The sequence below is a fragment of the Lentzea sp. NPDC055074 genome, from assembly GCF_053608005.1.
This window is the reverse complement of record NZ_JBSGUQ010000033.1, coordinates 1-12,065: the sequence shown is the minus strand read 5'-3', so window position 1 is coordinate 12,065 and position 12,065 is coordinate 1. Positions and strand designations below refer to the sequence as shown.

The 12,065-nt window shown below is 70.9% G+C and carries 13 protein-coding genes and 1 pseudogene; 7 read left to right on the top strand and 7 right to left on the bottom strand.

Annotated features, from left to right (window positions below; translation table 11 throughout):
• Window positions 1-29 precede the first annotated feature (29 nt).
• The 4 genes from ACWF7A_RS42565 (at window position 30) to ACWF7A_RS42550 (ending at window position 2,318) form a co-directional block, all read left to right on the top strand.
• Window positions 30-1,289: an NAD(P)/FAD-dependent oxidoreductase gene (locus ACWF7A_RS42565; protein ID WP_452256148.1), complete on the top strand. Its 1,260-nt coding sequence runs from the start codon at window positions 30-32 to the stop codon at window positions 1,287-1,289.
• 8 nt (window positions 1,290-1,297) lie between these two features.
• Window positions 1,298-1,450 carry a hypothetical protein gene (locus ACWF7A_RS42560; protein WP_452256147.1) on the top strand — a complete coding sequence of 51 codons (153 nt, stop codon included), beginning with the start codon at window positions 1,298-1,300 and terminating at the stop codon, window positions 1,448-1,450.
• Between the two features lie 117 nt (window positions 1,451-1,567).
• Entirely contained in the window at window positions 1,568-2,038 is a 471-nt protein-coding gene (locus tag ACWF7A_RS42555) for a GreA/GreB family elongation factor (RefSeq protein WP_452256146.1), read from the top strand.
• Window positions 2,028-2,318: a DUF3040 domain-containing protein gene (locus ACWF7A_RS42550; RefSeq protein ID WP_452256145.1), complete on the top strand. Its 291-nt coding sequence runs from the start codon at window positions 2,028-2,030 to the stop codon at window positions 2,316-2,318. Before ACWF7A_RS42555 ends, ACWF7A_RS42550 begins: the two co-directional genes overlap by 11 nt.
• Window positions 2,319-2,357: 39 nt before the next feature.
• Here the strand turns inward: ACWF7A_RS42550 and ACWF7A_RS42545 are convergent, their stop codons facing one another.
• On the bottom strand, window positions 2,358-3,272 hold the full coding sequence (locus ACWF7A_RS42545) for a LysR substrate-binding domain-containing protein (protein WP_452256144.1): 915 nt from the start codon (window positions 3,270-3,272) through the stop codon (window positions 2,358-2,360).
• 102 nt (window positions 3,273-3,374) lie between these two features.
• Between ACWF7A_RS42545 and ACWF7A_RS42540 the strand changes: the two genes are divergently transcribed.
• The gene (locus ACWF7A_RS42540; protein ID WP_452256143.1) at window positions 3,375-4,220 is read left to right on the top strand and encodes an aldo/keto reductase; all 846 of its coding nucleotides are present in this window, start codon (window positions 3,375-3,377) and stop codon (window positions 4,218-4,220) included.
• On the opposite strand, the gene ACWF7A_RS42535 is transcribed toward ACWF7A_RS42540, so the two are convergent.
• From ACWF7A_RS42535 to ACWF7A_RS42525, 3 genes are all read right to left on the bottom strand, one after another.
• Window positions 4,191-4,850 carry a Type 1 glutamine amidotransferase-like domain-containing protein gene (locus tag ACWF7A_RS42535; RefSeq protein WP_452256142.1) on the bottom strand — a complete coding sequence of 220 codons (660 nt, stop codon included), beginning with the start codon at window positions 4,848-4,850 and terminating at the stop codon, window positions 4,191-4,193. The two genes, ACWF7A_RS42540 and ACWF7A_RS42535, sit on opposite strands and share 30 nt — an antisense overlap.
• Before the next feature lie 76 nt (window positions 4,851-4,926).
• Window positions 4,927-6,873 carry an ABC transporter ATP-binding protein gene (locus ACWF7A_RS42530; protein ID WP_452256195.1) on the bottom strand — a complete coding sequence of 649 codons (1,947 nt, stop codon included), beginning with the start codon at window positions 6,871-6,873 and terminating at the stop codon, window positions 4,927-4,929.
• Window positions 6,874-6,893: 20 nt separating this feature from the next.
• Entirely contained in the window at window positions 6,894-7,484 is a 591-nt protein-coding gene (locus ACWF7A_RS42525) for a TetR/AcrR family transcriptional regulator (RefSeq protein ID WP_452256194.1), read from the bottom strand.
• 122 nt (window positions 7,485-7,606) lie between these two features.
• Here ACWF7A_RS42525 and ACWF7A_RS42520 point away from each other — a divergent pair, with 122 nt between their 5' ends.
• Window positions 7,607-8,194, top strand: a complete 588-nt coding sequence (locus ACWF7A_RS42520; protein WP_452256141.1) for a TetR/AcrR family transcriptional regulator — start codon at window positions 7,607-7,609, stop codon at window positions 8,192-8,194.
• A gap of 4 nt (window positions 8,195-8,198) precedes the next feature.
• Here the strand turns inward: ACWF7A_RS42520 and ACWF7A_RS42515 are convergent, their stop codons facing one another.
• Window positions 8,199-9,419 (bottom strand): putative glycoside hydrolase, encoded by a 1,221-nt coding sequence (locus tag ACWF7A_RS42515; RefSeq protein ID WP_452256140.1) that lies wholly within the window; start codon window positions 9,417-9,419, stop codon window positions 8,199-8,201.
• A 138-nt stretch (window positions 9,420-9,557) separates the two neighbouring features.
• Between ACWF7A_RS42515 and ACWF7A_RS42510 the strand changes: the two genes are divergently transcribed.
• Entirely contained in the window at window positions 9,558-10,355 is a 798-nt protein-coding gene (locus ACWF7A_RS42510) for an endo alpha-1,4 polygalactosaminidase (protein WP_452256139.1), read from the top strand.
• Between the two features lie 3 nt (window positions 10,356-10,358).
• Here the strand turns inward: ACWF7A_RS42510 and ACWF7A_RS42505 are convergent, their stop codons facing one another.
• Complete coding sequence (locus ACWF7A_RS42505) at window positions 10,359-11,069, bottom strand: type 1 glutamine amidotransferase domain-containing protein (RefSeq protein ID WP_452256138.1); 711 nt, start codon at window positions 11,067-11,069, stop codon at window positions 10,359-10,361.
• Window positions 11,070-11,759: 690 nt separating this feature from the next.
• A pseudogene (locus ACWF7A_RS42500) lies at window positions 11,760-12,065 on the bottom strand (cytochrome b); the annotation flags it as partial.

Below are 12,065 nucleotides of genomic sequence, written 5' to 3'. Positions count from 1 at the left end.
ATCGGTACGAGCGATGACAGGAGGTCGGGATGGACGGCGTCGAGCGCCTTGACGGAGGTCCGCGCTCCGCGGTGGTGGTCGGGGCGGGTGTGGTCGGACTGTCCACGGCGTGGTTCCTGCAGGAGCGCGGGGTCGAGGTGACCGTGGTCGACCGGACCGGGGTCGCCGCCGGCGCGTCCTGGGGCAACGCCGGGTGGATCGCGCCGGGGCTCGCGATCCCGCTGAACGAACCGGCGGTCCTGCGCTACGGCCTGCGGTCCTTGTTCGACCCGGCCGCGCCGCTGCACATCCCGCTGACCGCGGACCCTGGGCTCTGGTCGTTCCTCGCGCGGTTCGCCACCCACTGCCGTTGGTCGTCGTGGACGAGGGTGGCCAGGGCGAACCTCCCGCTCAACGAGGAGAGCATCGAGGCCTACGACGTGCTCACCGCGAACGGCGTCGAAGCACGCACCGTCGACGCCCCGATCACCGCGGCCTTCACCTCTCCCGCAGAGGCGCAGAGCCTGGTGCGAGAGCTGGAAAGGCTCGCGGCGGCGGGGCAACCGGTCGACCACGTGAGACTGTCCACAACGGACTTGCGCGAGCAGGTCCCGCTGGCGTCGCCCGCGCTGGTGGCCGGTGTGCGCGTGGACGGACAGCGGTTCGCCGCACCGGGTGAGTTCGTGCGGGCGCTGGGCCGTGCCGTGGTCGCCCGTGGTGCCACGATCCACACCTTCGAGGTGGCCGACGTCCGCGCGGACAACGCCGGAGTCGTCGTGAAAGCCAAGGACGGCAACGACATCTCCGCGGACGTGGCCGTGCTGGCCACCGGCGCGTGGCTGCCGCGACTCGCTGCCCGGGCCGGAGTCCGCACCCCGGTGCGCGCCGGACGCGGGTACTCGTTCACCGTGCCTGTCCCAGAGCCGGTCCACGGCCCGCTCTACCTGCCTGGGGTGCGGGTCGCCTGCACGCCTTACCAGGGCGGGCTCCGCGTCGCGGGCACCATGGAGTTCCGCGACCCCGACGCCCCGCTGGACGAGAAGCGCGTCGACGCGATCATCGCCTCCGTCCGGCCGTTGCTGGACGGGGTGCGGTGGGAGGACCGGACCGACGTCTGGGTGGGTCCGCGCCCGGTCACCCCGGACGGCCGCGCGCTCATCGGCGCCACCCGCCTCCCGGGTGTGTACGTCGCGGGCGGGCACGGCATGTGGGGCCTGGCCCAGGGCCCCGTCACCGGCCGCCTGCTGGCGGAACAGATCACCACCGGCAAACAGCCCGCCGCCCTGCGCGAGTTCGACCCGCTGAGGTGACGGCCGAGATGGACACCGGACCTCTGACCGACGGCGAACGTGCCGAACTCGCGCGGCTGCGCCAGGAGAACGACTTCCTCCGGGTCCAGCGCGACATCCTGCTGCGCGTGGCCACCGGCTACGCGCACGACTTCGAGGCTCTGTCGCGCCGCGACCGCTGACTCCCTTCCTGTCCGTGCGAGTCGTGGGCCGACCGAACCCGGCCGGCACGGACGCCCCCGCCGTCAGGGCGGCACCTCCCCCAGCCGCCCTGACGGCACCTAGTTCCTGGAGGCACGATGACGAGCACGACCCCGCGCGTGTGGCTCTCGCCGCAGGCGAACCACAGACTGCGCAACGAACTCACGACCCTGCTCACACCACCACGTGGCACCGACGACCCGGACTTCGCCGCACGGCGCGACCGCGAGACACGCATCCGTCAGATCAACGAGCTCCTCACCAACGCGATCGTCGGCGAGGACCCGCCGGACGACGGCGTCGCCGAACCCGGGATGGTGCTCACCGTCCGGTTCGACGACACCGGCGAGCACGAGACGTTCCTGCTCGGCGCCCGCGGCGCGGAACCCGGCACGATCGAGGTCTACTCGCCGGACTCTCCGCTGGGGGCGGCGGTCCTGGGCGCGCGCCCCGGTGATCAGCGCGCGTACCGGACTCCCCGCGGCACCACGGTCGTCGTGACCCTGGTGAAGGCTGTGCCGTTCGGAAGGACGCGCGACATGGCGCAGGAGGTGCGCCGTGCTCAGTGACCGCGAACGCGAGACGCTGTGCGAGATCGAGCGCACCCTGTCCGGCGAGGACCCGAGGTTCGCCGAGGCCCTGAAGGGCGCCCGCTGGCCGCGCCCGCCCGAAGGCAGGCCTCGTGTCCACCTGGCCCTCGTGGTCGTCGCCGCCCTCGCGACCCTTCTCGCGTTGGTGCTGGGGCACATGACCGGCGCCCTCGCGTGCGCCCTGGTGGCCGGGTGGACCTGGGGCGCGTGGCAACGCCGGAGAACACCGGGGACCCACCGGAGCCGGGTGCCCGACTGACGTGGGCCGGAGTGGCGCCGCCTCGCCCGGCGACGGTGGCTACACCTGGCTGAGGTCGCACTCCCGGGCCGCGTCCTGCAGCGCGCGCAACGCCGCCCGGCAGGCAGGACGGTTCGCACTGCTGTCCCGCCACAACGCGAACACCCGCCGCCGGGGTGCCGGTAGCAACGGCACGAACCGGACACCCTCCTGTGCCGGACCGCGGCCCAGCCGGGGGATGATCGCGGCGCCGAGCCCCGCCGCCACCAGTGCGAGCTGGGTGGAGTGCTCCGACGCGGTGTGCACGACCTGACGCTCGATCCCGCTGCGGCGCAGCGTGTTCCGCAGCCAGCCGTGGCAGATCTCGTCGCTGGGCCAGCCCACCCAGTCCTCATCCCGCAGCTCCTCCAGCGTGACCGCGGCCCGGTCGGCGAACGAGTGCCGAGCGGGGAGAGCCACGTCGAGAACGTCCTCCAGCAGCGGGGCGCACGAGATGCCCTCGGGTATCGCGAGCGGCTCCTCCGGCCAGTCCTGGACCACCGCGAGGTCGACGTCGGCGTGACGTAGCTGGGCGATCGACTCGGTGGGTTCCAGTTCCACGAGCCGCGCCGACAGGTTCGGGTGCTGGTGCCGCAGCGCGTGCAGCATCGGCGGCAGGAGGCCGCGGGCGGCCGTGGCGAACGCGGCCACCGAGAGCGTTCCGGCGACGGCGCCGCGATGGTCGGCGAGGTCGGTCTCGACCAGCTCGACCTGCCGCAGCAGCCTGCCCGCGTGCTCGGCGAGCAGGTCGCCCACATCGGTGAGCCGGATGCCGCGCCCCTGCCGTTCCAGCAGGCGCTGACCTACCTCGCGTTCCAGCCTGGACAGCTGCTGCGACACCGCCGACGTCGTCACGTGCAGTGCCTCCGCGGCGCCGCGGACCGAGCCCGTCGTGGACACCGCGTGCAGCGTCCGCAGGCGTTCCAGGTTCAACACATCAGCGATGCTACGCAATCAGGCCAAGAATGTTTCGATTGTCTTAGCAACGCGAGGTCGGCAAGGTGGGCGCCGAACCAACAACCCTCGCAAGGAGACTTCGTGCGATCCCACCTCGTCCTCGGCGGCGACCTGCCCGTGCACCGCCTGGGTTTCGGCGCCATGCGGATGCCCGCGCACGACCCGGCTGCGGCGCACGCCCTGGCCCGTCGCGCGGTCGAGCTCGGCGTGACCTTCCTCGACACCGCCGACTCCTACGACCTCGGCCGCAACGAGGAGCTGCTGGCCGAGGCCCTCCACCCGTACCCCGACGGCGTCGTCGTGGCCACCAAGGCGGGCCAGTGCCACCCCGGCGACGACTGGATCCCGCTCGGCCGCCCGGAGTACCTGCGTCAGCAGGCCGAGCTGAGCCTGCGGCGGCTGCGGGTCGAGCGGCTCGACCTGTTCCAGCTGCACCGGGTCGACCCCGCGGTCCCGCTGGCGGACCAGATCGGCGCGCTGCGACGGCTGCAGGACGAGGGCAAGGTCCGGCACGTCGGGCTGTCCGAGGTCTCCGTCGAGCAGATCGTCGAGGCGGGCCGGATCACGCCGATCGTGAGCGTGCAGAACCGCTACAACCTCGACGACCGGCGCTCGGAGGACGTGCTGGAGCACTGCGAGCGGCACGGCATCGCGTTCCTGCCCTGGCTGCCGATCGCGCCCAGCGTGCGGGGCGGCGCCGGGCCGGTCGCCGAGGTGGCCCGGCGGCTCGGCATCACTCCGGCGCAGGTCGCGCTGGCGTGGCTGCTGCGCCGGTCGGAGGTGATGCTCCCCATCCCGGGCACGTCCTCGCCGCACCACCTCGAGGAGAACGTGGGCGCGGTGGACGTCGAGCTGTCCGGCGAGGACTTCGCGCTCCTCGACGGGCTCGGCCGGCCGTCACCCGAACTTCGTCCAGCGTCCCTCTGAGATCACCTCGACGACCCCGTCGACGACCTTGACGGCCGTCTGCTCGTCGATGGCGTAGGCGGGGCCGTCGATCTCGGCGGCCCACCGCTCCGCGTCGGCCTGGGTGTTCGTGGGGAACAGGTCGAGGTGCGGGAAGATCGAGAAGTCGACGACCCCCAGGGTGCGGTCGTCCGGCGCGGACGTCCACTCGACGAAGTCCGTCCCGATCCTGGGCGTCATCACCATGCTCCCGGCGCTCACCCCCACCCAGACCTTGTCGGGCAGGGAGGGGAGCAGGTCGGCGAGCCCGGACTCCCGCATCCAGTGGCTCAGGTACGTGGCGTCGCCGCCGTCGGCCAGGATCACGTCGGCGTCCTGGACCCAGGTCGTCCACCGCTCCGCGCCGATGGTGGGCAGTGCGGTGAGCTCGAGGACGCCGAGCGACGCCCAGCCCAGGCCGGTGAAGTGCCGCCACCGGGACTCTCCCGCGACGAGTCCCCGCACCGACGCCGGACCGGTCATCGAGTGACCCCACAGGGCCGTCGGCACGCAGAGGGCGTGGGACTCGGAGACCGGCTTGCCGAGAAGCCCTTCGAGGGCCGAGTGGATGCTCGGGTTCGTGACGCCACCTGACGTGAGCAACAGCTTCACGGGTGCCTCCTGGTTCGCGCGTGGAAGGGGTGCGGGAGGGCAGACCGCGGACCGGGCCGGAACCCATCGCGGTCGCTCATCCGGGCACCTCGTCCAGGTACGCCTGCGCCTGCAACGTGAACAGCTCGGCGTACCCGGCCTTCGCGCTCATCAGCTCCTCGTGCGTGCCGTACTCGGCGACCTTCCCGTGCTCCAGCAACAGGATCCGCTCCGCCTGCCGCACCGTGGAGAACCGGTGCGAGATGTACAGCGTCGTGCGGCCCTCCGACAGCTCGCGCAGCCGCGAGAACAGGTCGTGCTCGGCCCTCGCGTCGAGCGCGGACGTCGGTTCGTCGAGCACCAGGATCGGTGCCTCCCGCTGGAACGCCCTGGCCAGTGCGATCTTCTGCCACTCGCCGCCGGACAGGCTGACGCCCTGGTCGAACCAGCGGCCGAGCGGGCTGTCGTAGCCCTGGGGGAGCCGTTCGATGCGCTCGTCCGCTCCGGCGCGGCGTGCCGAGTCCTCGACGTGCGCCCGGTCCTCGAGCCGCGTCAGGTCGCCGAGGCCGATGTTCTCGGCGGCGGTGCCCTGGTACGTCACGTAGTCCTGGAACATCGCGCTGATCCGCGTGCGCAGCTCGACGGGGTCGTACTCGCGGATGTCGACGCCGTCGAGCAGGATGCGGCCGCCGGTCGGGTCGTAGAGGCGGCAGAGCAGCTTGAACAACGTCGACTTGCCCGCGCCGTTGCGGCCCACCACCGCCACCGTCTCGCCGGGCCGGATCTCGAAGCTGACGTCGTCCAGCGCGGGCTCCTGGGCGCCCGGATAGCTGAAGGTCACGCCGTCGAACCGGATGTGACCCTCCACGGTGGACGGCATCGGTCGTGGCGACGCCGGTGCCGTGATCTCCGGCTTCGTGTCCAGGAACCGGTACAGCGTGTCGAGGTAGAGGTTGTTCTCGTACATCCCCGCGAGCGCGGTGAACAGACCGGACACCGACGACTGCACGGACGCCGCCGCGGCCGTGTACAGCGCCAGGTCTCCCAGCGTCAGACGGCCGCCGACCGCTTCCAGGGCGATGTACAACGTGATCGCCGAGCCCGCGAACGTGCTCAGCAGCCCCCAGGACGTCGAGCTGACGTTGCGGTTGACCGTCAGCTTCCGCTGCCGCTCGTACGAGACGGCACCGAGCCGGCGGAACCGGTCGACGAAGTACGGGCCGAGCCCGAACAGCTTCGTCTCCTTGGCGTAGGTGTCCGTCGTGACCAAAGAGGACAGGTAGTCCATCCGGCGCTTGATCGGCGACATCACGAAGGTCAGCCAGAACGCGCGCGAGCCGTACTTCGACTGCGAGATGAACGCGGGAATCGGCGCCACCAGAGCGACCAGCGCGAGCAGCGGGCTGATCGAGACGAGCAACGCGGTCATGCTGCCGAACGTGATCAGCGTCCGCAGCAGTCCCAGCGCGGAGTTCATCATCGACAACGGGCGGGTCGGCGCTTCCTGGGCGGCCTGCCGCAGCATGTCGTAGGAGGTCGAGCCCTCGAAGTAGGCGAGGTGCAGGTCGCTGGCGTGCGCCATCACGCGGTGGCGGATGGTCAGCGTCATGCGCTCCTGCAGCAGCGACTGCGCGATCGACGTCAGCGCGCTGCTGATCGCGGTCGCGGCGAGCACAGCGAACTGGAACACCGCGACCCTGGCGATGTCACCCGTGGTGCCGGTGTGCTGGATGGCCGCGACGACGGAGTCCAGCAGCAGCTTCGCGATGTACGCGGTCACCGTCGGGAGGAGCCCCGACAGGAGCGTGATCAGCGCGAGCACGATCGTCAGAACGGGGCTGGCCTGCCACGTCAGCCGCGCGACCTTGGGCAGCCCGCGCACGGTGCCCACCACGGACGTCTTCGCGCGCTTGAGCCGCGAGCGCAGGTCCTTCGGCTCGTCGTCCTGCGTCGCCTCGGGAATGTCGACGGGCCCGGTGAGCCCGCTGTCCGGCACCGTCGTCGCGCGCCGCCGCCTGCCGCGCCGGCCGAGTGCGAACTCCAGGCCGCCCCCACCACCCGGGATCACTCAGCCTCCACGGCGCCGTGCAGGAAGAGGTCGACCATCTGACGCGTGCTGGGCGCGTCGACGTCCGACGCGAGCCGGCGGCCGCCGAACAGCAGCGTCAGGAAGAGGGCGGCGAGCTGCTCCGGGGGCAGTCGCAGCCGGTCCTTCTCCGGTGCGAACAGGTCGACCATCGCCTCCCGGATGGCGGCCATCGACTCACGGCGCCCGCCCTTCCAGGTGCCGCCCTTGCCCTCGCCGCGCTGCTCGTGGCCGCGGTGCTTGATCCGGCCGGAGGCGTGCAGGGCGCCCATCAGCGCGCCCATCCGTTCGAGGTGGGCGCCGAGCGCCTCGGCGGCCTCGACGAGCCGGTCCTCCAGAGGCTGGTCGACGGGGATCTCGGCGATCGCGTCGAGCACGTGGTCGGGCCGCAGCGCCTCGGCCGTGCAGGCGTCGAACAGCTCGTCCTTGTCCTTGAACGCGCGGAAGATGGTGCCCTCGCCGATGCCGGCGGCGCGGGCGATCTGGCTGCTCGTGACGTTCGCGCCGTGCTCGATCAGGAGCGGGAGCACGGCGTGCACGATCATGGCGCGCCGGTCCTCGGCGCTCATGCCGGGCGCTCTGCGCCGGGTTTCCGATGCTGGTGTCATGCCCCCATAGTGCGGAGTGAGTGCTCACTCCGTCAAATGAGTTCCGTGCGGACGCCGGACCCGCTGTCCGTATGCTGGGCCCGATGACGAAGGCCGACGCGGCACAGGGGCGCCCCAAAGACCCACGGGTGGACGCGGCCCTGATCAACGCGGCGATCGAGGTCCTGAACGAGTCGGGGTGGGCGTCGTTCACCACCACCGCCGTCGCGAAGCGCGCGGGAGCCTCCACCGCGTCCCTCTACCGCCGCTGGCCCTCGAAGCAGGCACTCGCCGGCGCCGTCGCCCGGCACATCACGCGGGCCGAGCTGTCCGGGATCGACACCGGCAGCATCGAGGGTGACCTCCGGGAGCTCCTGGCGCGCAAGCGGAAGATCCTCGAGACCGCCACCGGTCCCGCGCTGCTCTCGCTCATGGGCCAGGCCGCGCACGACCCGGAACTGCGGCAGATCCTGCGCGACGACGTCTACCTCGCGGTCCGCGGCGAGCTCGGCACCCTCCTCGACCGCGCCACCCGCCGCGGGAACCCGGCCGTCGGCAGTGCGCAGGTCGACGTGCTGACGCTCGTGCTGATCGGCACCGCGCTGGCCCGGTCGGTGTTCGTGGACACCGAGACCCCCGGCGCGGCCGAGGCCGAGCTGCGGCTGCTGCTCGCCGCGGTCACCCTCGCCTGAGAGGTCAGCACTTCGCCCGCAGCACCATCCCGGTGGTGCCCGGCAGGCTGACCGAGTTGACCGGCTTGCCGTCGTGGTCCTGGTAGGTGCGCTGGAGCGGCACCTCGACCGCGGGGGTCCTGGTCGGGTTGGCGTTGACCAGCGCCACGCCGCAGGTGAAGTCCCGGCGGTACACCTTGTCCGCGACGGACCGGTACGCGCCGGCGGGGTGGCCGAGGTACCAGTCGTACTCGGCGTGCCACGGCGTCGGGTCCGCGTACCCGTCCATCTGGGCGATCTCGGCGATGGCGGCGCGGCCGTCGGTGGTCAGGAACAGGCTGGCCAGCGCGTATCGGAAGGCCTTCTCGTCGCCGACGTCGAAGTGCGGCTGGACCCAGATCATCCTGCCGCTCGCCTCGTTGCCGGAGACCTCGGCGACCTGCCTGCTCCAGCCCTCCGGGTAGTCCTCGAGCAGCCGGGCGCTGGAGAACGTCAGCCACCACTCGTCGAAGCCGCCGTCGAGGTACGCGCCGTACGCGTCCCAGCCGCCCGCGTGCAGCCGTGCGTTCGTCAGGTTGCCGACCGAGAGGAGGCCCGCCGCCCTGAACCCGTTCCGCACCTCGGCGAGCATGCCTTTGTAGGCCTCTTGGAACGTCGTGTTGTCCGGATACTTCTGCGGGCACTCACCGGAATGGTGGGCATCGCACGTGTAGAGGGCGTTGTCGAGGAATACGCCGTCGAATCCGGTGGATTTGGAGCTCGTGACGACGCTGTTCACCCACGCTTTGCGGTATTCGGGATTTCCGATGTCCATCTGCGCGTGGCCTTCGTAACCGGAGTAGACGAGTTCCTTGCCGTCGCTGCCCTTCAGGAACCACTCCGGGTGGTTGTCGCGGACGGCGCAGTAACCCAGTCCGGTGGGCAGGTGCTCGTCATCCTTGCCCTGCTTGCACGCGTAGGAACGGGTCGAGGAGAGGTCCTTGTAGACGTAGACCTTGACCTGCGGGTTCGCTGCCTTGAGCTTCTTGAACAGGTCGCCCTCCCACGCGTTGAGCACGACGTGGGCGCGGCGTTTGGCCTCGGTGGCGATCGTCGCGTCGGACACCGGCGTGCTGTTGAGGTGCAGCCAGAACGACTGGACGCGCCCTACCGGAGCGAACTCCTTCGCCTCGGCCATCGGTGCCGCGAGACCGGTGAGCAGGACCGCTAGCAGGATTCTCCGCACTTTGCCTGGTTTCTCAAGCATTGCCCCTCCTCGCTCGAAGATCCTCAGATGAGGTACCCGGTTCGAGCGCGGCAGAGAGAACCCAATTCGTAAACCACCTGTTGCGGTGTGGAGGTGTGATGAAATGACACGGTGAGTACCACCGCTCTTCCTGGCCGGGTGATTGCGCTGCTCGTGGTGCTGGTCGCCGGATGTGCGAGCGGACAGACAGTGGACCGGGCCGCGGTGACGCTTCCACCCTCGCCCGCCGTGTTCGACTACCAGCTGGGCGCGGCCTATCCGCCGCCCGCGGGCGTCACGCTGGTGGCCAGGGACAGCACGGCCTCACCCGCGCCGGGCGTGCACACGGTCTGCTACGTCAACGGCTTCCAGACCCAGCCGCAGGACCGAGAGCTCTGGCTCACGCAGCGCAAGCACCTGATCCTCGAGGACTCCGGTGGCGAGCCGGTGATCGATCCCGAATGGCCGGACGAGTTCCTGGTGGACACCTCGACACCGTCCAACCGGGACGAACTGGCGCGGATCACCGGTGAGTCGATCACCCGGTGCGCCGACCGGGGCTTCGGGTCCGTCGAGATCGACAACCTCGACTCGTACTCGCGCTCAGGCGACAGGCTCACCGTCGAGCACAACCTCGCATACGCAGCGTTGCTCAGCGCACGTGCCCACGCGCGAGGCCTGCCCATCGGTCAGAAGAACTCCGCGGAGGTCAGCAGGCGGGCCCACGACGAGGTCGGGTTCGACTTCGCCGTCACGGAGGAGTGCCACGCCTTCTCCGAGTGCGCGGCGTACACCGACGTCTACGGCGCACAGGTGATGGACGTCGAGTACACCGACAACCTGCACGGCACGTTCGCCGAGGTGTGCGCGGACGCCGCGACCCCGAAGACGACGACGTTGCGCGACCGCAGGCTGGTCGGGCCGGATCACCCGGACCACGTGTTCCAGCACTGCTGACCGTCAGCCGAGCAGCTCCGCGAACGTCCGAGCGAACAGGTAGGCGTCACCCGGCCACCGCGCCGACACGTAGCTGCCGTCCCGCACGACGAACGCGGGCCCGTCGTCGGTGGCGGTGCCGCGCCTGCTCAGCTCGACCGGCCCGCGCTCGAACACCGCGCCCGACGCTACGACCTCGTCCTGCACGTACGCCGGATAGGTCCGGTAGTACCGCCCGCGCAGCCACGCCGTCGAGAAGAACGCCGCCCGCTCCATGTACTTGGGCAGGCACGTGGTGCGTCGCCCGTCCAGCACCCCGGCCCGCGCGAGCACCAGCACGCCGTGGCAGATCGCGCCGACCGGCCGTCGCAGCGCCCAGAACCGTGCGACGACCTGCCGCAGCTCGGCCGAACCCAGGTACTGCCGCATGCCGGGGGCGTGCCCGCCGGGCAGCACCAGCCCGTCGAACTCCTCCGGCACCACCGCCCCCCACGCCACCGGCGCGCGGTAGGCGGGGGAGTCGAGCATCTCGCGGTAGAAGGCCTTCGGCTCGGCCTCGGCGCCCAGCTTGCCGAACAGGACACCGGTCAGCAGCAACGGATCGGCCGCGGGCGCGCCCTCGCCGCGTTCGGTCGCGAACACGACCTCGTGCCCGGCGTCGGTGAGCACCTTCCACAGCACCGCGACCTCCGTGACGTCGAAGTCCTGGTCGGGCAAGGGGAGCAGCACGCGCATGAGCCGATCCTGCCAGCTCGGACCGAGGCCTTGCCGCGCAGCACCTCGACGTCCATCTCCTCCAGGTCGTGCTCGGCGTGCGACCTCCGACCAGGCCTCGCCGGTCCTCACCTGGAACAGGGCGAACAGCGGCCTGGGGTGTCCGCACCGCCCATGTCTGGCCGTGCCTTGTGCGGCAGCTCGTCAGCCCACACCCGGTCCAGCAGCTGTTCCATCGTCACGACTCGATTGGCGTCCACCGTCAGGACCGCCAGAACTCACCGTTGTCGCGCATGACCAACGTCCACCAACCGGCCGTCAACCCGAAGCTCGACGTCGCCGAGCACACGCAGCTCCGTCGCCACGATGCCCACCTCCCCGGCTCTTCGTACTCCACGCCACGACCACTGGACAGTCCATCGCCGGAACGTGATGAGCACGGGGAGAACCGGGAGGCGATCACGTCAAGGGACGAGCCGACGTGGAATCTCGCCGGATCGGCTCGGTGTCGACGGCGGTCCGGTTGTCGCTGGCCTGCCGGGGCCGTTCTTCGCGCTGCCGACCTTCGAGTCGCCGATGCTGTTCTCCGTCGGCGTCCTGGCGACTTCGGGAGTCTGCGCGACCTCCTGCTCGCCGCGCCACCACTGGACTTCCACGTCTCCGCCAGCTGATCACGACGTCGCCGGTCGAGCCCGCACTCTCCTGTCGAGTTCAGGCCTTCGGGTCGGAAGGCCTGCCCGCGAGCTCGCTCGCCTCGTCCTGAGAGCTGATGCCCTCGGAGGCGTGGATGTGCTTGCGCGCGTTCTGCAGGGCCACGGTCTCCTCGACCGGGTCCGGCGACCACGTGCTGCCGGTGACCGGGTGACCGGCCGAACCGAGCTTGTTCATCTTCTTCGGCACCGACGCGCCCTGGTAGGCCAGCGGCAGCGGGTGACCGTGGTCGTCCACCGGGCCGAGCGGCTGGTGGATCTCGATGAACTCACCGTGCGGCAGCCGCTTGATGATGCCCGTCTCGAC

Coding starts and splice junctions, on each gene's coding strand:
- ACWF7A_RS42565 (WP_452256148.1), top strand. CDS start 30: ATGGACGGCGTCGAGCGCCTTGACGGAGGTCCGCGCTCCGCGGTGGTG.
- ACWF7A_RS42560 (WP_452256147.1), top strand. CDS start 1,298: ATGGACACCGGACCTCTGACCGACGGCGAACGTGCCGAACTCGCGCGG.
- ACWF7A_RS42555 (WP_452256146.1), top strand. CDS start 1,568: ATGACGAGCACGACCCCGCGCGTGTGGCTCTCGCCGCAGGCGAACCAC.
- ACWF7A_RS42525 (WP_452256194.1), bottom strand. CDS start 7,484: ATGAGCGCCGAGGACCGGCGCGCCATGATCGTGCACGCCGTGCTCCCG.
- ACWF7A_RS42520 (WP_452256141.1), top strand. CDS start 7,607: ATGACGAAGGCCGACGCGGCACAGGGGCGCCCCAAAGACCCACGGGTG.
- ACWF7A_RS42515 (WP_452256140.1), bottom strand. CDS start 9,419: ATGCTTGAGAAACCAGGCAAAGTGCGGAGAATCCTGCTAGCGGTCCTG.
- ACWF7A_RS42505 (WP_452256138.1), bottom strand. CDS start 11,069: ATGCGCGTGCTGCTCCCCTTGCCCGACCAGGACTTCGACGTCACGGAG.